Origin of the sequence: Streptomyces sp. AB3(2024), from assembly GCF_041862025.1 — a bacterium.
GTDB lineage: Bacteria > Actinomycetota > Actinomycetes > Streptomycetales > Streptomycetaceae > Streptomyces.
The window spans coordinates 1-18,704 of record NZ_JBGWAB010000069.1 but is presented as its reverse complement, the minus strand read 5'-3'; the positions used below and the strand labels follow the sequence as shown (position 1 = coordinate 18,704).

Here is an 18,704-nt window from a genome sequence, read left to right as displayed (position 1 = left end):
TCGCGGGTCCTACGCGGCGGCCTCTTCCAGCAGGTGGTGCTGGAGGCGTGCGTGGCGGAACTGGTAGACGGCGCCCACCCGGCGCAGGACCCCGAGCCGGTAGGCGTCGTCGAGGAAGTCGACGGTGGCCCAGGGGAGACGGCCGGTCAGGGGCAGCCAGAGGCGGGCCAGGAGCACCCACTGGCCCCAGGCGGTGAACGCCAGGGCGTACGAGAGCGAACCGGCCAGGCCGCCGACGGCGCCCAGCGCGAGACCGTCGGCCAGGAGCCAGCTGAGGGGACCGGCGACTCCCTGGAGGAGTTCGGTGATCAGACGGCCGCCGAAGGCGATGACCAGGGTGAGCATGGGTGCGAGGAACAGGGCCTGGCGCACCACGATGCTGCGGTTGACGGCCAGCAGGTCCGTCGGCGTGGCGGCGGATCCGAGGTCGAGGGGGGTCTCCAGGGCGGCGACGAGTCCGAGCACCAGGCCGCCCGCCAGGGCGAACGTGAGGCCGTACACGAGGGAGTTGACGATGGTCGCCTCGAACACCACCGGGTCGGGCGTTCCGCGGGCGCCGGTCAGCAGGGCTCCGGTGGTGAAGCCGAGCCCGCAGCCCAGGCCCGTGACGAAGCCGCCCAGGAGTCCTGCCGAGCACAGGGTGGCGCACCTGCGGGCGGCCGGGCCGTCGGCCCGGCGGACCCGTCCGCGTCCGGGCAGGCGCATCCGTACCCGGGACGGCGCGAACGCCCTGACGCGGAACACGGCCAGGAGCGCGTAGACCAGCCCGAAGGAGAGGCCGACCACGGGGCCGAACAACAGCGCGTCCAACAGGCCCGCGCCCAGCGCGAACGCGGCGCTGTGACCGGCGGCCAGGTTCTTGGCCGGGAAGACCAGCCAGTCCGCGACGCCGGTGACCAGGGAGCAGGCGAGGACGACGGCCAGGACGCGGGAGGACAGCCGTACCGAGTCGCGCAGTTGCCACCAGGCCAGGTCCTGGCGTTCGAGCCGATCGGGCCCGTCCAGGTGTCCGGCGAGGTGGACCAGGTAGTGCCGGGCGCGCTGCGGGTCCCAGCCGCGGCGTGGCCGGGCCCGGTCACGGGGCCCGGCCGCGCTCGTGGGACGGCGGCGGTAGACGGCCGGCACGAAGCCGGCCAGCAGGTGCTCCTCGATGGCCTGCGGGGTCGGGAAGCGGCGGGCGTCCAGGAGCACGGCCGGGTCCTCGGCCGCGGAGTCGCTGTAGACGGTACGGGCGAGCAGGACCATCAGCGGTGTGCCGAGCACCGCCGCGAGGTGGGCGCCGGGTCCGTCGTCCGATATGGCCGGTCGTTGACATGGTCCGCCGACCAGCGAGAACACCACGATGGGAACCGGTCGCCGCATCCGACGCGGTGACGGCCCCGAACCGAGGGAGAAGACCGGTCCCATGACCACCACGAAGCCGCGCGGGCTCGCCCGCCGCCTCAAGTCCGTCATCGCGTCGACCGTCCTGCTGCTCGCCGGCGCCGCCGCCGTACCGCCCGCCGCGCACGCCGACCCCGTGCACCACTACTACATCGAGATCGGCGGCACCGGCGCGGCCACGGACGCCCCCGGGTGCACCAGCAGCTTCACGGCCGCGAACGAGCACCTGAACGGCGGGACCGCGGTTCCCGTCTGCTACCCGGCCAGCGGCGGCCCGTTCGTCGGGAGCCGCAACGAGACGCCGGCGCCCTGGGGGACCCCGAGCTTCGGCGACAGCGTCAACGAGGGCTACTGGAACGCCCTGGCCGCGCTGGAGAGCACCTACCGCGCCGACCCCAAGGCCCGCTTCACGATCGCCGGCTACTCCCAGGGGGCCTGGGTCGGCGACCTGCTGCTCCGCACGATCGCCGACAACGGCACCGAGGTGCCCCGTTCGCAGGTCGACGGCATGCTCTACTCCGACCCGATGCAGCCCGGCACGGGCTTCTGGCACCTGGTTCCCGAGGGGGTGCTCGTCCCGTTCGTCGCCTATTCCCCCGGCACCGGGCCGGAGGAGTTCCCCGGAGTCCCGGTCCAGCGCTTCTGCATCCGGACCGACGGGGTCTGTGACGCCACGTCCCTGGACTCCTTCTCCGGCTTCCTGCGCCAGCACCCCCGGTACTTCCAGGCCGGCAGCATCATCGAGGAGACCCTCGCCCGGCACGGGGGCAGCGGGACCGCCTGGTACCCGGCGGAGTGACCCGGGCCCGCTGAACCACCGGGCCCCACCGGGCCCCCCCACGCCCGCCCCCCCCCCCGCCGCCCGCCGCGCGCCCGCCCCCCCCCGCCCCCCCCGCGGGGGGCGCGCGGGGCGCGGGTGCGGGCGGGCCGGGATCAGGCCGGGGGGCCGCCCGGCGGGCCGAGCAGGGCGGTGACCAGACGCCCGCACGTCGCGCGAGCGTCGAAGTCGGCGTCCGGGGAACGCGTCATCAGCAGGTGGTGGACGGTACCGACGAGCGCGAGCGCGAGGATGTGCGGGTCGGCACCCCCTGGCACGCGACCGGCTCCCCGTTCGGCCTCCAGGTAGCCGGCGACCGACTCCTGCATCGCCGCGTACCCCGGCTCCCCGGCCTCCAGCGCCCGCCGCGTGTGCAGGGAGGCGGTGGGCCGGGTCATCGCGAGGCCGACGACCGCGGGATCCAGGGAATCCAGCAGCGCCGCGGCGAAGTCGACGAGGTTGTCCGCGACGGTACCCCGTCCCACCCGGCCCGCCAGGGCTTCGGCGCCACGGGCGCTGCGGGAGAAACGGTCCAGGACGAGCGCGGCGACGAACTCGTCCAGCCCCGCGAAGTGCGCGTGCAGGACCCCTTTCGCGCACTGCGCCTCATCGGTGACCGCCCGGCTGGTCAGGGCGGCGGCGCCGCCCCGGGCCACGACCCGTTCGGCGGCGGCGAAGAGCCGCTCGCGAAGGTCGGGGATCGCCACTCCACGCGGAGACATGGAACCTCTTTCCGGAAAGCCGATTGCCAGTATGGGCGTGCGCCCATACTCTTTGGGCACTTGCCCATTCTATGGCGTGGAGGCATCCGATGGACCAGGCGAACCCGGCCGACGACGTGGCCAACAAGGACCAGGAGCAGGCGTGGAACGGCTACGAAGGTGCCTACTGGGCCCGTCATCAGGACCGCTGGGACGCCGTCAACGACGCTTTCAACCAGCCGCTCCTCGACGCCGCCGGGATCGCGCCGCGCGACCGGGTCCTGGACATCGGCTGCGGAGCCGGGCGTACGACCCGGCTCGCCGCCCGCCTGGCGGCGGAGGGGACGGCCCTCGGCCTGGACCTGTCGGCCCCGATGCTCGAACGGGCGCGGGCGAGCGCGGCGCACGAGCGGACGGCCAACGTCGTCTTCTCGCGGGGTGACGCCCAGGTCCACCCGTTCGCCCCCGGCGGCTTCGACGTGGCCCTCAGCCGTTACGGCGTCATGTTCTTCGCGGATCCGGGGGCGGCCTTCGCGAACATCGGGCGCGCCCTGCGTCCCGGCGGCCGCCTGTCCTTCGTCTGTGCCGCGCGGCCCGAGGAGAACGACTGGTTCCGGGCGCTGGCCACCCTGCACGGGATCCTTCCGGTGGGGGAGTTCGGCGCTCCGGGAGCCCCGGGCATGTTCTCCCTCGCGGCCCCCGGGCGGGCCTCCGCAATCCTGGCGGCTTCCGGCTTCGAGGCCGTCGAGTCCGTACGCGTGGAGGCGTACGGGGACTGGGGGCGCGACGCCGAGGACGCAGCCGCGTTCCTGCTGGACACCGGCCCCGGCCGTCACCTCCTCGACCGGGTCGGGCCGGCGGAGGCGGAACGCGCCCGCCGGACCCTCGCCGACGCCCTGCGCCCCTACGAGAGCGGCGGCGCCGTGCGGCTGTGCAGTTCCGCCTGGCTGGTCACCGCGCGCAGGCCCGCGGAGTAGCGGTGTGGCGGCGGGGGTGGAGCGGCGGTGTCGCGCCCGGGTCCTCCTCCGTCCCCGCCCGTGTGTGACCGGGTCAGAACGCGAGGACGGCGTTGCCGTTGACCGTCGCGGACATGGCGCAGGCGTTGGAGAAGGTGTGCTTCCAGGCGACGCGGGTGCCCTGCCACACGCCGTCGGCCGTGACGGTGACGGGGGCGTAGTGCATCGGACAGGTCCGGTCCGGGTCCGGCGCGGCCAGCAGGCGGTCGAACGCACCGCCCGCGGACTTGAGGGCGGCGCACGCGGCCTGGGGGTCGGGGTGGGTGCCCGTGGCGGTCGGCGCGCAGCTGAGGGTGGACGCCCGTAAGACGGTGGCCGTCGCGTCGTCGCCCTGGGCGACGGTGAACACCAGGGCGGAGGGCGCGTACAGGCTGCTGGGCTTGGCCTCGGCCATGCCGGTCACTCCGGCCAGGCAGAGGAGGGCGGCGGCGGAGACGGTAGCGATGCGACGCACGACAAGACTCTCTTTCGATTCGAAGGCTGGATGCGATTCTGCTTTTCGGAACCGCTTCCCTACGTGCTTGAGCCTGTCTGATCCGAAGGGGAGACGCACATCGATGACCGATTTACGGACACACCGTCCGCATAGCGGCAACCGAATGGTCGTTCGGGCAGCTCAGTCGGGGTGCGCCGACCGCGCGCGGACGCGCGGGCGCCCGGCTTCGTGGCCGGTGACCTGCTGTCTTTGGCGCGCCGGCGTACTGTCGGCCGCCCGTGATTCACCGGGCGGCCACTCAGCTTGTCCGGATAGCGTGGTCCTCGCCACCGCCCACCCGGCGCGCGGGTGTTACTGGCCGACCCTTCCGTCGACGCACTCGCGCAACAGGTCGGCGTGGCCGCAGTGGCGGGCGTACTCCTCGACCCGGTGCACCAGCAGCTCCCGGATCGCGATGTCGTCCTTGCCCACGCGCTCGTCCAGGTCCGGGTGTTCGGCCAGCGCGGCGTCGGTCGCGGCCTGCTCGCGCTCCAGATCGGCGTACGCGGCGTCCACCACGGCCTGCTCGGCGACGGCTCCGTGGAAGTCGGAGTCGCGCGCGCCGTACAGCTTCGCCAGCGGGTCGCCGTCGGTGATCCAGTTGCGCCAGTCGCGTTCCACCTCGGCCAGGTGCCGGAGCAGGCCGAGCAGTGACATCGTCGACGGAGGCACCGACCGGCGGGCCAGTTGCTCCGGGTCCAGGCCCTCGCACTTCATGCGCAGGGTCATGCGGTAGTTGGTCAGGAAGTCCAGCAGTGTCGCGAACTCTCCGTCCGGGCTTACTCCTTCGCTGTTGCGAGGGTCGTCGTCCGGGTCGGCCCACATGTCGGGGTAGACGGTCGCCTGGGTCCATCGTTCGGGTTGCTCGTCCATGCGGTCGATGATCGCCCGCACCGGTCCGGTCCGCCACCGAGTTCCGGTGCGGGTGCGGGTGCGGGTGCGGGTGCGGGTGCGGGTGCGGGTGCGGGTGCGGGGGTGGTGGCGCGGCGGCGCCGGCCGACGGGACACCCCGTCACCCCGGCCGTGTCACGAAGCGGCGCTGGCGCCCGTGCCGGTCTCCACGCCCGCGCGGGTCTCCACGCACGTCCGGGTCGGCCTGGAGTCGCCCTGCCGCAGTTCGGCGAGGAGTTCGCTCTGTCCGACCAGGAGTTCCGTGAGGATGCGGCGGGCCGCCCTCAGCAGATCGGCGACGTCGCCGCCGGCGAGCGCGTAACTCACCGTCGATCCGTCGCGGATGGAGACGACGATGCCCGACCGGCGCAGCACGGCGAGCTGTTGGGAGAGGTTGGAGGGCTCGATGTCGATCTCGGCGAGGAGTTCGCGCACGGGCCGCGGACCGTTCTGCAGCAGCTCCAGGACGCGGATGCGGACGGGGTGCCCGAGCATGCGGAAGAACTCGGCCTTCGCCTGGTACAGGGGTACCTGGATTCCCACGCGTGCTCCTGCCATCGCCCGCAACGGCGCTCTTCCGCACCGGCGTTCCGGTCGGACTGCCCTCGTGCCCGCCCTGGTGCCCGTCGTCGTGCCCGTCGTGTCCGTCGTCATGTCCGTCGTCGTGCCCATCATTGCGCCCGCGGGGCCCACGCCTGCCCGAGTTTGACTGCTTTCAGATATGCCGAGTTGAAGAAATCTTCAACTCGTGGGCATGCGTGGGCCCGGAGCACCCCGGCTACAGCTCCAGTGCCGCTTCGATGCGCTTCAGCTGGTGGCGGGCCATGGCCAGGTTGGAGTTGCCCTTGTCCAGCACGAGGTACAGGAACAGGCTGTTCATCCCGTTGCCCCCCAGCAGCCTGATGAGGTGGTACTGGCTGCCGAGGGTGATCAGCAGGTCCTCGATCTCGTCCTGCAGCCCCAGCATCTGCATGGTGCGGACCTTCGCCCGGATCACATCGGTGTTGCCCGCGGCGGCGACCATCAGGTCGAGGTCCTTGCCGCCGCCGAGGGTGCCCAGCGCCATCCCGCTCGTGTAGTCGACGAGCGCCGCCCCCAGCGCGCCCTCGATCGAGGTCATGATCTCCTTCAGGGACACTTCCACATTCGCCATCGGCGCCCGCTCCCTCACTCGCACGTCTGCGCCGGCACCCATGTCGTAGGCGGGGCCGGACTGTTAGCGGAACTCACGCTACTGAGCGGGCGCCACGACGGGCGGGGAATGACGGAACTGGCGGAAAACCTACCCCGTGCCCCCGTGCGGGGAACGTACGCCGTTCCACGGCCTGTCTCCTCCGTGATCTGCGGATCACTCGCGAAGATTCTGGACGTCACATGGGGGGCCGTATCCCCTTCGTTCACCCGTTGGTGGGATGCACGTCGCCCGAGGAGAGGATGTTCGCGCCATGGACCTGGACGTACCCGATTTCGGTATCCCTCAGAAGCTCGCCTCCCGCATGAGCATGGCCGAGCAGCACGACTACCTGCGCGCCCGGTTCACCCGGCGCGGCGCACTGCGTGCGGGTGCGGTCACCGCCGCCGTGGCCGGGGTCGGCCTCGGCGCGGGCGCGGCCTCGCCCGCCTACGCGGCCCCGGCCGCGCTGCCCGCCTCCTCCGAGCGGCGCGGCGTCGACGGCTCGCTGACCGCCCCCTTCGGACGCCACCTGCAGTACGGCGCCGACCCGAAGACCCAGATGCGCGTCTCGTGGCAGGTGCCCTTCGCCGTCAAGAAGCCGTACCTGCGCGTCGGCACCAGCCCCTGGGCGCTGAGCCGGAAGATCGACGCCGAGGTGCGCCACCTCAGCACCCCCGTCTTCAACGGCGGCAAGATCGCGGCCGCCGAACAGTTCTACCTGCACGTGGGCCTGGACCGGCTGCGGCCCGGCCAGACGTACTACTACGGCGTCGGCCACGACGGGTTCGACCCGGCCGCCCACCGCAACCTCGGCACCCTCGGCACCTTCACCACCGCACCCGCACGCGCCGAGAACTTCACCTTCACCGCCTTCGGCGACCAGGGCGTGAGCTACCACGCCCTCGCCAACGACGCCGTGCTGCTGGCCCAGAACCCGGCCTTCCACCTCCACGCGGGGGACATCTGCTACGCCGACTCCTCCGGCGCGGGCGCCCCCGGCGACACCTACGACGCCCGCGCCTGGGACCAGTTCCTGGCCCAGACCGAGTCGGTGGCCAAGAGCGTTCCGTGGATGGTGACGACCGGCAACCACGACATGGAGGCCTGGTACTCGCCGCAGGGCTACGGCGGCCAGAACGCCCGCTGGTCCCTGCCCGACAACGGCCCGGACCCGGTCAACCAGCCCGGCGCCTACTCCTTCGTGCACGGCAACGTCGGCGTCGTCGCGCTCGACGCCAACGATGTCTCGTACGAGATCCCCGCCAACTTCGGCATCAGCGGCGGAAAGCAGACCGCCTGGCTGGACCGGCGCCTGGGTGAGCTGCGCCACAACCGCGACGTCGACTTCGTCGTGGTCTTCTTCCACCACTGCGCGTTCTCCACCACCAGCTCGCACGCCTCCGAGGGCGGTGTCCGCGACGCGTGGGTGCCGCTGTTCGAGAAGCACACGGTGGACCTGGTCATCAACGGCCACAACCACGTGTACGAGCGCACCGACGCCATCAAGGCCAACCGGGTCGGCCGCAAGGTGCCGATCGGCGAGCGGACCGACCCGACCCGGGACGGCATCGTGTACGTCACGGCCGGCGCGGCGGGCCGCTCGCTGTACAGCTTCCCGGTACCCGACTCGTACGAGGGCCACGTCGCGGACCGCGACAGCGTGGACACCTACCACTGGGCCAAGGGCGGTGCGAAGGCGACCGAGACCGTCGAGTGGTCGCGGGTCCGGTACACCAACTACTCGTTCCTCGCGGTGGAGGTGGAAACCGGCTCCCACCCGAGGCTGAAGGTCAGCGCACTCGCCGAGACGGGGCAGCGCGTCGACCACTTCGAGATCCAGCGCGGCCGGTAGTCCGGTGGTGCGGTAGTCCGGGGGTCCGGGCCAGCCGCCCGGATCCCCAGCCCCTGCTCGCGTTCCCCGTCGGGGAGCGGTGAGCAGGGGCGCTTCGGCATGCCGTCGGAGGCATCGGCCGGACGCGGTCGCCGGACGCGGTCGCCGGACGCGGGCAGGCCCCCCGCACGGGCCCCCGGCACGTGCCCCCGGCCGGATCACGCCGGGTTGGCCGGGAATGCCGGGGGCGCGGCGGGCCGGGAAGCGGCTCCGGGCCCGCCCATGCGTCGGGTGTGAGCCAAAGAGCCGGACCCCGTGCCGCCCCCGGCGTCAATCCCGCCCCACACATTGCGTACGGTGTGTGTGCTGCCCGTATACGGTGTGTGATCTTCCTTCACGCACTCCCCGCAACCCCTTCGCGGGAGGGACACTTCCGGCCGATCGGCGGACGCGCCCTTCCGGACGGGGCAGACGGCGTACGTGTGTTCTGTCTAGCCTCCCGGGCCATGAGATCACCTCTGACGGGCCGTCTGGGCCTCGCCGCCGTCCTCGCCCTCGTTCTCGCCGTGTTCGGCCTCGCCCCCGCCGCGAGCGCCGACCCCGTGCCGGCCGCGCTGACGTTCAGCACGAGCAGCGCCACCACCACGCCCGGTGGCACCGTGCAGCTGTCGATGACGCTCACCAACAACAAGAGCTACGACGTCTGGTTCGTCTACCAGACGATCGATCCCACCTGGCTGACCACCCAGCGCCCCGACCTCAAGTACAGCTTCACCGGCTGTTCCGTCGCCACCGCCTCGGGCAGCACCTCCTGCGCCGGCACCGGTCCCGCCAACCTCGGCGGGAACTACGGCGCCACCATTCCGCCCGGCCAGAGCCGCACCGTCACGCTGACCCTCCAGGTCGCCGCCGACTCCGGCTGCAACGGCAACATCGGCTTCTACAGCTACTACTACGCGGAGTTCAGCGACAGCAGCAACGCCACCGGCGGTCCCGTGTACACGCCCGAGACCCGCGTGCTCTGCGCCTGACGAACCGCCCGCCCGCCCCGTCGAGGGCGATGGCCTGAAATAACCGGAGATCGGGTGTTCGAATGGTCTCGACCTTCGGAGCCCGGCCGGCGGACCGCCACGGTCCGCAAAGGTGCACCATTCGGGGCCCGGACCAGCGCGCATTTCTCTGCGCGCCTCCGGGCCCTCGCGCACGGGACGCCCGGAACCCACTCCGGTCCCCTCAAGTGATCCTTGAGTGCGCCCCCATTGTGCGCCCGCGGTTTTCCGCCGGTTTTCGCGACACCATCACAAACGCTACACAGAGACATCACCATGTGACGCGACGGATGCGTCGACGACTGGCTTCTGAGGGGGCGCCGGCGTCGCGCGAGGGGGTGCGTCCGCTCCGTGCGAGCCGTGCACACCCCTGCCTGGGAGGGGACTTCACCGCATGAAGCGGACCATTCGCACCGCCGTGCTCACGGTGGGCACGCTCATCGCCGCGCTCGGCTTACCCGCCGGAACGGCACACGCCGACGACCCGGCGCCGCGCACCGACCTGCGCGTGCTGGTGGTGAGCGACGGCGGCCCGTCGACCGCCGCCATCGCGGCCGAACTGGACTCGGCCGGAACGCCGTACACCACCGTCGACCTCACCCGGGGCGGGCGGCCCACGATCGACGCCGCCTTCCTCGCCGACACCGTGGACGGCCGGCCGCGCGCCAAGTACCAGGCCGTGGTGATGCCCAACGACAACCCCTTCCCGGCCGGCTCGGCCGAGATGGCGGCCCTGAGCGCCTACGAACGCACGTACGGCATCCCGCAGGTCGATGCCTACACCTATTCCCGGCCCCAGGTCGGCCTCCAGTACTTCGCCTCCGGCGGCTACGCCGGCAGCCTCGACGGCGTGCGCGCCGGGGTCACCGCGGCCGGCCTCGGCGGCCCGTTCGCCTACCTCGACGGGGCCGTCCCCTTCGAGGACAACTCGCCCACCGTCGGCGAGAGTTACGCCTACCTCGCCCAGCCCGCCGCGGGTGCCGACTTCACCACCTACGTCGACGCACCCATACCCGGCACGCAGAGACGAGGCTCGCTGGTCGGCGAGTACCGGCACGACGGACGGCGCGAACTCGTCGTCACCTTCGTCTACAACCAGTACCAGCAGCAGTTCCGCCTGCTGGCCCGCGGCATCGTCGAGTGGATGACCGGCGGGGTCCACCTGGGCGCCTCGCGCAACTACTTCGCCGTGCACGTCGACGACGTCTTCGCCGCCGACGACCGCTGGGACAGCGCCCTCAACTGCACCCCCGGCGACGTGGACTGCGCGAACGGCGCCGGCACCCCGAGCCCGATCCGCATGACCGGCGCGGACGCCACGTACGCCGCGCAGTGGCAGACCGCCCACCGCTTCACCCTCGACATGGTCTACAACGGGGCCGGCAGCCTGGACCAGCGCGAGGACAACAACGGTGCCGACGAGCTCGCCGACACCCTCATCGCCCAGCGCGACCGCTTCCGCTGGGTCAACCACACCTACACGCACGCCTACCTCGGCTGCGAGCAGGACGTCAGCGCCGTGCCGTGGAAGTGCGCCACCCTCCCCGGCGGCGCCACCAAGTGGGTCAGCAGGACGGCCATCAGCGACGAGATCGCGCTCAACCGCGTCTGGGGACAGAGCTCCGGACTGCCCCTGCAGAACGACGAGTTGGTCACCGGCGAGCACTCGGGCATGAAACTGCTCCCGCAGCAGCCGCAGGACAACCCCAACCTCGCCCTCGCCCTCGCCGACAACGGCGTCAAGTGGCTCGCCTCGGACAACTCCCGCGACCCCGACCAGCGCCCCGTCGGCCCGGCCGCCACCGTCGCCCGCTACCCGATCAACGTCTTCTACAACGCGGGCAAGGCCGTCGAGCAGGCCGACGAGTACAACTGGATCTACACCCGCCGGTCCCAGGGCGGCAGCGGCATCTGCGAGGACCACGCCGACACCACCACCTGCCTGCCCGCCCCGCTGGACACGGCCACCGGATACGCGCAGTACATCGCGCCGCAGGAGATCCGCACCGCCCTCGGCCACGTCCTCTCCAACGACCCCAAGCCGCACTTCATCCACCAGTCCAACCTCGCCGAGGAGCGCATCGCCTACCCCGTTCTCGACGGGGTCCTCGACGGGTACGACGCCCTCTTCGCGGACAACACCCCCGTGGAGAACCCCCGGATGAAGGACATCGGCGTCGAACTCCAGCGCCGCGCGGCCTGGAAGGACGCAGTGAAGGCCGGTCAGGTCACCGCCTACCGCATCGGTGACACCGTCACCGTCCAGGCCCCGAACGGCCTCGCGGTACCCGCGAGCCTGCTCGCCGGAAGCCGCCAGGGCACCGCCGCCTTCGGCAGCCCCTACGCGGGTCGGGTCTCCGGCTGGACGGCCTCGGCCGGGACGCCGCTCGCCTTCAGCCTTCCGGCGTCCGCCGCCGCCACCGGAGCGCAGTCCGCAGCCGCCACCTTCTCCCGGCCGGCTCCGCAGACCGCCCCCGCCCCGCGCACCGAGGTCCCCGCGGCCGTGCGCGAAGGCGGCTCCCGAGCCCCCCGGGGCTGACGGACCGGCGCACGCGAGGTCCCGGCCGCCCCTGCGCGGCCGGGACGGCCAGGTCCACCGACCGCGGCCACCCCCACATCTTTTCCGGCCGTGGAGCCCACCCATGCACGTTCACCACGGCGCGCGCCGCCCCGGAGCGACGCGTGTCACCCTGCTCACCGAAGGCACCTACCCGCACAGTCACGGCGGCGTCAGCGTCTGGTGCGACCAGCTCGTCCAGGGCATGCCCGACCTCGACTTCGACGTCATCGCGGTCACCGGCACCGGCCGCGAAGCCCTCGCCTGGGACCTGCCGGCACACGTCCACAGCGTCCGCTCGGTCCCCATGTGGGGCGCCCCGCCGGAAGGCCGGCGGCCCCACGGGCGGGCCGAGCGGCGGCTGGCCGCCGCGTACGAACGGTTCCTGACGGCGCTCCTCGACCCGCAGGCCGAGGACGGGTTCGCCCCCGCGCTCTACACGATGGCGCGCGCCGCCGCGGACGGACAGCTGAGCCCGTTCCTGCGCGGCCACCGCGCCATCACCATCCTCGCCGCGGTGTGGAACCGTCCCGGACTGGCCGTCCGCGAGGCCCGTCCGACCCTGCGCGACGCGCTCACCGCCACCACCCTGCTGGAACACGCCCTGCGCCCGCTCGCCGCACCACCGCCGAGCGACGGCGTCGCACACGCGGTCAGCGGCGGCGTCGCCGTACTGCCCGGTCTGGCCGGACTCGAACGCCACGACGTGCCGCTCCTGCTCACCGAGCACGGGGTCTACCTGCGCGAACGCTACATCGGCTACCGCACCGCGCCCTACCGCTGGCCGGTCAAGGCCCTCGTGCTCGGCTTCTTCCGGCTGCTGGCCCAGGAGAGCTACCGCCGGGCCGCCCTGATCACCCCCGGCAACCGCTACAACCGGCTGTGGGAGGAGGAGGGAGGCGCCGCCCCGGAGTCCATACGCACCGTGTACAACGGCGTCGACCCCGCCGCCTTCCCACCGGCCGGGCCCGAGCCCGAGGTCCCCACGCTCAGCTGGGCCGGCCGGGTCGACCCGATCAAGGACCTGGAGACCCTGATCCGTGCCTTCGACCTGGTCAGGCGTCAGGTACCGGAGGCCCGGCTGCGGCTGTTCGGCGGCACCCCCCGGGGCGGGGAGGCCTACCGGGAGCGGTGCGAGGCACTGGCCGCCGAGCTCGGGCACGCCGACGCCGTCGTCTTCGAGGGCCGCGTCGACGACATCAAGGACGCCTACGCCGCGGGCAACGTCGTGATGCTCTCCAGCATCAGCGAAGGCTTCCCCTTCACCCTCATCGAGGCCATGTCGTGCGGACGGGCCACCGTCTCCACCGACGTGGGCGGCGTACGGGAAGCCGTCGGCGAGGCAGGACTCGTGGTACCGCCGAGGGACCCGGCCGCCATGGCCGCCGCCGCCGTGGAACTGCTCGCCGACGCCCCGCGGCGCGCGGCGATGGGCGAGGCCGCCCGACTGAGGGTGATCGAGCAGTTCACCCTGCGCCAGACCATCGACACCTTCCGCTCCATCTACCTGGAACTGCCCGCCCTCGCCCGGTCCGCCGCGGCCCCGCCCCGCATCGCAGTGGCACCCGTGCCCGCGCAGACGTCCACGGCACCGGCCTCCGCGCCGACGGCCGCCGCAACAGCGACGGCCGTCACGGGACCGACGGCCGTCACGGGACCGGCCGTCGCGCAGGCGCCCGCCCCACAACCGGCCGCCCCGGCGAGTACGCGTCCGCGCCGGCCCGTACCGTCCTGGGCCAGGGCGGACGCCCCCGAGGAGAGCACCGCGGCGGCGGTCTCCGGCACGGGGAGCCTGGCCGGATGAGCGGACCCATGGACCTCGAACCGCGCCACGGGCAGGACGACACCCTGGCGCTCCGGCTGGCCGTTCCCAAACGGCCGGCCGGGCCCCGCCGCGGCTCCGGCACCCCCGGGCCGCGCAGGCCCGCCCCCGGCCACGACGGCGAGGCCGTCACCCTGGGGCTGCGCCTGCCCGGGCCCGCCCGGACCGACGAGGCCGTCAACGGGCTCGCCGCCGACATGGCCGACCGCGTGGGACCGGCCGTCCACCCGTACGAGGTGGCCGCACTGCTGGAGGCGGACGGGCTCTCCGCCGACACCATCCGGCAGCGATACGGCCACCCCGACATCTTCTCCCTCGCCACCGCGCTGTACGAGCGGGTGCCCCGCGTCTTCCCGGAACCGGCCCGCGCGGCCGACCCGTGGCGCCCCGACCACCTGCGCTGCCTGCTGCGCGGAGTGCTGTTCGCCCTCCCCGCCCTCGCGTACCTGCTCACCGCACCGCTGTGGCAACCGGGGAAGCACGCCGCCGCGCTCGTCGTCGCGGGCATCGTCTCCTGGGCATGGGGCCAGGCCCTCGGCCACCGCGCCTACCTGTGGATGGTGGCGGGCCGGCGCGAGGCCGCCCGCACCCTGCTGCGCGGGGCACCGCTCGGCGCGGCGCTCGCCACCGCGGCCGCCGCCGTCCCGGCCCACGGTTCCCCGGTGATCTGGGCGGCGGCCGCGCAGTCCCTCTACCTGGCCGCCGCGGGCGTACTGCTCGTCCTGGGCCGGGAAACGCTACTGCTCGCCGCCCTCGCCCCGCTCGCCGCGGGCGCCGCCGTACTGCCCTGGTGGGAACCCGGCCCATTGCTGCGCACCGGACTGACCCTCCTGGCCCTCGCCGCCACGCTCGCCGCCGCCGGCCGGACCCTGCGCACCGAGTACGCCGCCGCGCCCGCGGCCGGCGAGGGTGCCGGGCCGCCGCTCCCTCGCTCCCTGCCCTACGGCCTGTTCGGCCTGGCCGCAGCCCTGTTGGTGCTGCTCGCGGGCCGCCGTGAGCCGTACGCGGTGATCGTGCTCACCGTCAGCATGGGTCCCGCCGAATGGCTGCTCTACCGCTACCGGGGCCTGTCGGCCGCCGCGCTCGGCGCGTCCGGGAGCCCCGTCGGCTTCCGGCTGCGGTCGGCCGGCGTCCTCGCCCTGTGCCTGCTCCTCTACACGCTCCCGCTGGTGCCCGCCGCGCTGCTCACCGGGGCCGGCCCCGCCACCCTGCCCCTGCTCGCCGCGACCCTGTGGACCGCCCTGCTGCTCCAGGCCTTCGCGGTGGCCTGGGCCCCGGCCCTGATCTGCCTCGGGGCCGCCGGCGCCGCCGGCGCGGTCACCCTGTTCCACCTGCCCCCGGGACCGTCCGTCCTGCCGCTCTGCTGTGCCGGCGCCGCGCTGTGCCTGATCGGGTGCACGCTGCGGCTCCTCGGCCGGCCCGCCTCCCATGCCTGACGACCCCCGCCCGACCCCGTACCCGTACCCGTACCACCCATCGAAAGGAGAGGTCGGTTGACCTCCGCACCGCTCGCAGCCGTCACCGGAGCCGAAGGCTTCATCGGCTCCCACCTCACCGAGTCCCTCGTCGCCCGCGGCTACCGGGTCAGGGCCATGGCCCAGTACAACTCCTTCTCCTCCTACGGCTGGCTGGAGACCCTCGCCCCCGATGTCCTCGACCAGGTGGAGATCGTCCTCGGCGACGTCCGCGACCCCGGCTCGGTCCGCGGGCTGCTGGAGGGCGCCGACTGCGCCTACCACCTCGCCGCCCTCATCGCGATCCCGTACTCCTACCGGGCCCCGCACAGCTACGTGGACACCAACGTCACCGGCACCCTCAACGTGCTGGAGGCCGTCCGCGCGCTCGGCACACCGCGCCTGGTGCACACCTCCACGAGCGAGACGTACGGCACTGCGCAGACCGTCCCGATCACCGAGGACCACCCCATCAACACCCAGTCCCCGTACGCCGCTTCGAAGGCCGGCGGTGACCGGCTCGCCGACAGCTACCACGCGAGCTTCGACACCCCCGTGGCGACCCTGCGGCCCTTCAACACCTTCGGCCCGCGCCAGTCGATGCGCGCGGTGATCCCCACCGTCATCGGCCAGGTGGCGGCCGGGGAGCGCGTCATCACCCTCGGCGACCTGCGCCCCACCAGGGACTTCAGCTACGTCAAGGACACCGCCGCGGCGTTCCTCGCGGTGGGCACCGCGCCCGCCGCGCAGGTGGTCGGCCGCACCTTCAACTCCGGTACCGGCACGGAGATCTCCGTCGGCGACCTGGTGGCGCTGATCGGCAAGGTGATGGACGTCCCGATCGAGGTGCGCGAGGACACGGAGCGACTGCGGCCGGCCGCCTCCGAGGTCATGCGGCTCGTCGCGGACGCGAGCCGGCTCACCGCCGCCACCGGCTGGGAACCGGCCCACAGCCTGGAGGAAGGCCTGGCGCACACCGTCGAGTTCTTCCGCGACCCGGCCAACCTCGCCCGGTACAAGACCGGCATCTACAACGTCTGACCCCTCCGGACCCCACACCCCCCACGTCCACCCCACCGCCATATCCCCGTCCCCCCACCACGGCTCCGCACACGACTGATGGAGGAACTCCCCATGTACGCAGTGATCCTGGCGGGCGGCAAGGGCGTCCGACTGCGCCCTTACACCACAGCCCTCCCCAAGCCGCTCGTCCCCATAGGCGACCAGCACGCCATCCTGGAGATCGTGCTGCGTCAGCTGTCGGCCGCCGGATTCACCCGCTGCACCATCGCCATCGGCCACCTGGGCGAGATCATCCGCGCCTACGTGGGCGACGGGTCCCAGTGGGGGATGGCCGTCGACTACGCGACCGAGGAGAGCCCGCTGGGGACCATGGGCCCGCTGCTCAACCTGCGCGACCGCCTTCCCGAAAGATTCCTCGTGATGAACGGCGACGTCCTCACCGACCTGGACTACGCCGACGTGCTGCGCCGCCACGAGGCCTCGCGGGCGCCGCTGACCATCGCCACCTACCCGCGCAAGGTGCACGTCGACTTCGGGGTGCTCACCACCGACGCCACCCGCGTCGTCGGTTTCACCGAGAAGCCCAGCATGGACTACCGCGTGTCCATGGGCGTGTACGGCCTGAGCCGGGACACCCTCGACGGATACACCCCCGGCCTGCCGCTCGGCTTCGACGAGCTCGTCCTCGACCTCCTCAAGACCCAGAACCCGCCGCACGCCTACGAGTTCGACGGCTACTGGCTGGACATCGGCCGCCCCGACGACTACGACCGGGCCAACGCCGAATTCACCTCCCGCAAGTCCCTGCTGCTCAAGGGAGCCTGAGCACGTCATGCGCATTCTCGTCCTGGGACGCACCGGCTATCTCGGCGCCCACGTCGCCGACCGGCTGGGCGCCCTGCCGGATGTACGGGTCCTCGACGCCGGGCGCTCGCCCGGCGCCGGGTTCGGCATCGACCTGGCCACCGACCGGACCGAACGGCTGGCCAAGACCCTCGCGGGGGCGGCCCCCGACGCCGTGGTGAACTGCGCGGGGGTGACCGGCGGTGACCCGGTCACCCTCGCCGAGGTCAACTCCCGCGGCCCCGCCGTGCTGTGCGCGGCGCTGCGGGAGGCCGCCCCGCAGGCCCGCCTGGTCCACCTGGGCTCGGCGGCCGAGTACGGGCCGGGCGCGTTCGGCGTCCGGGTGGGGGAGTCGGCGGCCACCCGCCCGGTCAGCCCGTACGGGGCCACCAAGCTGGCCGGGACCGTCACGGTGGCCACCTCCGGCCTGGACGCGGTGGTGCTGCGCGTGGGCAACCCGGTCGGGCCCGGCGCACCGGCCACCGGTCTGCCCGGCAGGCTCACGGCCCTGCTGCGGGAGGCCGGCCCGGACCCGGCGGCGGTGCTGCGGCTGGGCGACCTGTCGGCCTACCGCGACTTCGTGGACGTACGGGACGTGGCCCGCGCGGTGGAACTCGCGGTCACCGCCCCCGGCCCGCTGCAGTCGGTGCTGAACATCAGCACCGGCGAGGCGGCGCCGGTCCGCGAACTGGTGCACGGACTGGCCCGTCGGGCGGGTTTCCGGGGGCGGATCGAGGAGAACACGGGCGGCGCGCCCGGCTCGGCCCGCTCGGCCGAGGTGTCCTGGCAGTGCTCCGACGTCACGGCGGCAGACCGGGTCCTGGGGTGGCGTCCGGCCCGTCAACTGGACGACATGCTGGCCTCGTTGTGGGAGGCGGCCCCCCGGAGCGGCAGCCCCGCGCGATGACCCTGCTGGTTCCCCTGTACGTGCATCCGGCGGAGGACCCGGGGGCCTGGGCGCGGCTGATCGGGGCCGCGCCCCGGACCTACGCGGTGGTGCTCAACCCCGCGAGCGGTCCGGGCCCGCGCCCCGATCCCGCGTTCACGGCGGCCGCCTCGGCCCTGCACGCGGCCGGGGCCCGGCTGCTGGGGTACGTCGACACCGCGTACGGGAGGCGGGACGGGGCGGAGGTCAACTACGAGATCCTCCGCTACCGGGAGTGGTACGGGGTCGACGGCTGCTTCCTGGACCGGGTGACCGCGGAACGCCGGGGGCTGCGCGCCTGCCGCCGCCTGGTCCGGTCGCTGCGCAGCCTGGGGGCGAGCACCGTCGTCCTCAACCCGGGCGTCCACCCGGACCCCGGCTACCTCCGCCTGGCGGACCTGGTCGTCACTTTCGAGGGCGACTGGAGCACGTACGTGTCGGCGTTCAGCCGGCCCGCGTGGACCGCCCGCCACCCGCCGGAGCGCTTCTGCCACCTCGTCCACGGGGTCCCCGAGGCCCTCGTCCCGCTCGCGGTGCGCACCGCGGGCGAGCGCGGCGCGGCGGTCTCGGGCCCGGTCACCGGCCACCTCCCCAACCCGTGGACCGAGCCGACCCCGGCCCTGACCGCCCCAGGCACCTGACGTCCCGCCGGGCGGCCCCGCCTCAGCCCGCGGCGGGGCCCTCGGCGACCCGGAGGGTGGCGGGGCCTGCGGACGGCAGCGGGGCGGAGCCGGCGCCCTCGT

17 protein-coding genes are annotated in these 18,704 nt (G+C 73.3%); 11 read left to right on the top strand and 6 right to left on the bottom strand.

All coding sequences use genetic code 11. The features are described 5' to 3' along the window. Window positions 1-9: 9 nt before the first annotated feature. Window positions 10-1,455 carry a hypothetical protein gene (locus tag ACEPPI_RS24495; RefSeq protein WP_373917406.1) on the bottom strand — a complete coding sequence of 482 codons (1,446 nt, stop codon included), beginning with the start codon at window positions 1,453-1,455 and terminating at the stop codon, window positions 10-12. Between ACEPPI_RS24495 and ACEPPI_RS24490 the strand changes: the two genes are divergently transcribed. Then, entirely contained in the window at window positions 1,406-2,182 is a 777-nt protein-coding gene (locus ACEPPI_RS24490; RefSeq protein ID WP_373917405.1) for a PE-PPE domain-containing protein, read from the top strand. The two genes, ACEPPI_RS24495 and ACEPPI_RS24490, sit on opposite strands and share 50 nt — an antisense overlap. 134 nt (window positions 2,183-2,316) lie before the next feature. Here the strand turns inward: ACEPPI_RS24490 and ACEPPI_RS24485 are convergent, their stop codons facing one another. Then, window positions 2,317-2,922: a TetR family transcriptional regulator gene (locus ACEPPI_RS24485; protein WP_373917404.1), complete on the bottom strand. Its 606-nt coding sequence runs from the start codon at window positions 2,920-2,922 to the stop codon at window positions 2,317-2,319. Between the two features lie 89 nt (window positions 2,923-3,011). Here ACEPPI_RS24485 and ACEPPI_RS24480 point away from each other — a divergent pair, with 89 nt between their 5' ends. Then, window positions 3,012-3,878, top strand: a complete 867-nt coding sequence (locus ACEPPI_RS24480; RefSeq protein WP_373917403.1) for a class I SAM-dependent methyltransferase — start codon at window positions 3,012-3,014, stop codon at window positions 3,876-3,878. A 73-nt stretch (window positions 3,879-3,951) separates the two neighbouring features. Here ACEPPI_RS24480 and ACEPPI_RS24475 read toward each other — a convergent pair whose 3' ends face one another. The 4 genes from ACEPPI_RS24475 to ACEPPI_RS24460 form a co-directional block, all read right to left on the bottom strand. Further along, window positions 3,952-4,311: a subtilase-type protease inhibitor gene (locus tag ACEPPI_RS24475; RefSeq protein WP_373917429.1), complete on the bottom strand. Its 360-nt coding sequence runs from the start codon at window positions 4,309-4,311 to the stop codon at window positions 3,952-3,954. Window positions 4,312-4,704: 393 nt separating this feature from the next. Then, entirely contained in the window at window positions 4,705-5,265 is a 561-nt protein-coding gene (locus ACEPPI_RS24470) for a DinB family protein (RefSeq protein WP_373917402.1), read from the bottom strand. A gap of 153 nt (window positions 5,266-5,418) precedes the next feature. Next, window positions 5,419-5,820 (bottom strand): ArsR/SmtB family transcription factor, encoded by a 402-nt coding sequence (locus tag ACEPPI_RS24465; protein WP_373917428.1) that lies wholly within the window; start codon window positions 5,818-5,820, stop codon window positions 5,419-5,421. Between the two features lie 241 nt (window positions 5,821-6,061). Next, window positions 6,062-6,436 (bottom strand): hypothetical protein, encoded by a 375-nt coding sequence (locus tag ACEPPI_RS24460; RefSeq protein ID WP_280919650.1) that lies wholly within the window; start codon window positions 6,434-6,436, stop codon window positions 6,062-6,064. A gap of 298 nt (window positions 6,437-6,734) precedes the next feature. Here ACEPPI_RS24460 and ACEPPI_RS24455 point away from each other — a divergent pair, with 298 nt between their 5' ends. The 9 genes from ACEPPI_RS24455 (at window position 6,735) to ACEPPI_RS24415 (ending at window position 18,602) form a co-directional block, all read left to right on the top strand. Continuing rightward, window positions 6,735-8,309 carry a purple acid phosphatase family protein gene (locus ACEPPI_RS24455; RefSeq protein ID WP_373917426.1) on the top strand — a complete coding sequence of 525 codons (1,575 nt, stop codon included), beginning with the start codon at window positions 6,735-6,737 and terminating at the stop codon, window positions 8,307-8,309. A 485-nt stretch (window positions 8,310-8,794) separates the two neighbouring features. Next, on the top strand, window positions 8,795-9,319 hold the full coding sequence (locus ACEPPI_RS24450) for a hypothetical protein (RefSeq protein WP_373917401.1): 525 nt from the start codon (window positions 8,795-8,797) through the stop codon (window positions 9,317-9,319). Window positions 9,320-9,731: 412 nt separating this feature from the next. Then, window positions 9,732-11,876, top strand: coding sequence for a hypothetical protein (locus ACEPPI_RS24445; RefSeq protein ID WP_373917400.1), 2,145 nt, complete (start codon window positions 9,732-9,734; stop codon window positions 11,874-11,876). 103 nt (window positions 11,877-11,979) lie between these two features. Continuing rightward, window positions 11,980-13,698: a GT4 family glycosyltransferase PelF gene (pelF, locus tag ACEPPI_RS24440; protein ID WP_373917399.1), complete on the top strand. Its 1,719-nt coding sequence runs from the start codon at window positions 11,980-11,982 to the stop codon at window positions 13,696-13,698. Then, on the top strand, window positions 13,695-15,152 hold the full coding sequence (locus ACEPPI_RS24435; protein WP_373917398.1) for a hypothetical protein: 1,458 nt from the start codon (window positions 13,695-13,697) through the stop codon (window positions 15,150-15,152). Before pelF ends, ACEPPI_RS24435 begins: the two co-directional genes overlap by 4 nt. A gap of 57 nt (window positions 15,153-15,209) precedes the next feature. Further along, entirely contained in the window at window positions 15,210-16,211 is a 1,002-nt protein-coding gene (locus ACEPPI_RS24430; protein WP_373917397.1) for a GDP-mannose 4,6-dehydratase, read from the top strand. 93 nt (window positions 16,212-16,304) lie between these two features. After that, window positions 16,305-17,018, top strand: coding sequence for an NDP-sugar synthase (locus tag ACEPPI_RS24425; protein WP_373917396.1), 714 nt, complete (start codon window positions 16,305-16,307; stop codon window positions 17,016-17,018). 7 nt (window positions 17,019-17,025) lie between these two features. Continuing rightward, window positions 17,026-17,943 (top strand): NAD-dependent epimerase/dehydratase family protein, encoded by a 918-nt coding sequence (locus ACEPPI_RS24420; protein WP_373917395.1) that lies wholly within the window; start codon window positions 17,026-17,028, stop codon window positions 17,941-17,943. Then, a complete protein-coding gene (locus ACEPPI_RS24415) occupies window positions 17,940-18,602 on the top strand; it encodes a spherulation-specific family 4 protein (RefSeq protein WP_373917394.1) in 663 nt (220 codons plus the stop codon). The genes ACEPPI_RS24420 and ACEPPI_RS24415 overlap by 4 nt, the downstream gene beginning before the upstream one ends. Window positions 18,603-18,704: the final 102 nt, after the last annotated feature.

Bases quoted from the DNA above. Each gene is read 5' to 3' on its own strand.
- ACEPPI_RS24435 (WP_373917398.1), top strand. From the start codon at position 13,695: ATGAGCGGACCCATGGACCTCGAACCGCGCCACGGGCAGGACGACACC.
- ACEPPI_RS24480 (WP_373917403.1), top strand. From the start codon at position 3,012: ATGGACCAGGCGAACCCGGCCGACGACGTGGCCAACAAGGACCAGGAG.
- ACEPPI_RS24490 (WP_373917405.1), top strand. From the start codon at position 1,406: ATGACCACCACGAAGCCGCGCGGGCTCGCCCGCCGCCTCAAGTCCGTC.
- ACEPPI_RS24415 (WP_373917394.1), top strand. From the start codon at position 17,940: ATGACCCTGCTGGTTCCCCTGTACGTGCATCCGGCGGAGGACCCGGGG.
- ACEPPI_RS24475 (WP_373917429.1), bottom strand. From the start codon at position 4,311: ATGGCCGAGGCCAAGCCCAGCAGCCTGTACGCGCCCTCCGCCCTGGTG.
- ACEPPI_RS24495 (WP_373917406.1), bottom strand. From the start codon at position 1,455: ATGACGGACTTGAGGCGGCGGGCGAGCCCGCGCGGCTTCGTGGTGGTC.
- ACEPPI_RS24470 (WP_373917402.1), bottom strand. From the start codon at position 5,265: ATGGACGAGCAACCCGAACGATGGACCCAGGCGACCGTCTACCCCGAC.
- ACEPPI_RS24485 (WP_373917404.1), bottom strand. From the start codon at position 2,922: ATGTCTCCGCGTGGAGTGGCGATCCCCGACCTTCGCGAGCGGCTCTTC.
- pelF (WP_373917399.1), top strand. From the start codon at position 11,980: ATGCACGTTCACCACGGCGCGCGCCGCCCCGGAGCGACGCGTGTCACC.
- ACEPPI_RS24420 (WP_373917395.1), top strand. From the start codon at position 17,026: ATGCGCATTCTCGTCCTGGGACGCACCGGCTATCTCGGCGCCCACGTC.
- ACEPPI_RS24460 (WP_280919650.1), bottom strand. From the start codon at position 6,436: ATGGCGAATGTGGAAGTGTCCCTGAAGGAGATCATGACCTCGATCGAG.
- ACEPPI_RS24445 (WP_373917400.1), top strand. From the start codon at position 9,732: ATGAAGCGGACCATTCGCACCGCCGTGCTCACGGTGGGCACGCTCATC.
- ACEPPI_RS24450 (WP_373917401.1), top strand. From the start codon at position 8,795: ATGAGATCACCTCTGACGGGCCGTCTGGGCCTCGCCGCCGTCCTCGCC.
- ACEPPI_RS24425 (WP_373917396.1), top strand. From the start codon at position 16,305: ATGTACGCAGTGATCCTGGCGGGCGGCAAGGGCGTCCGACTGCGCCCT.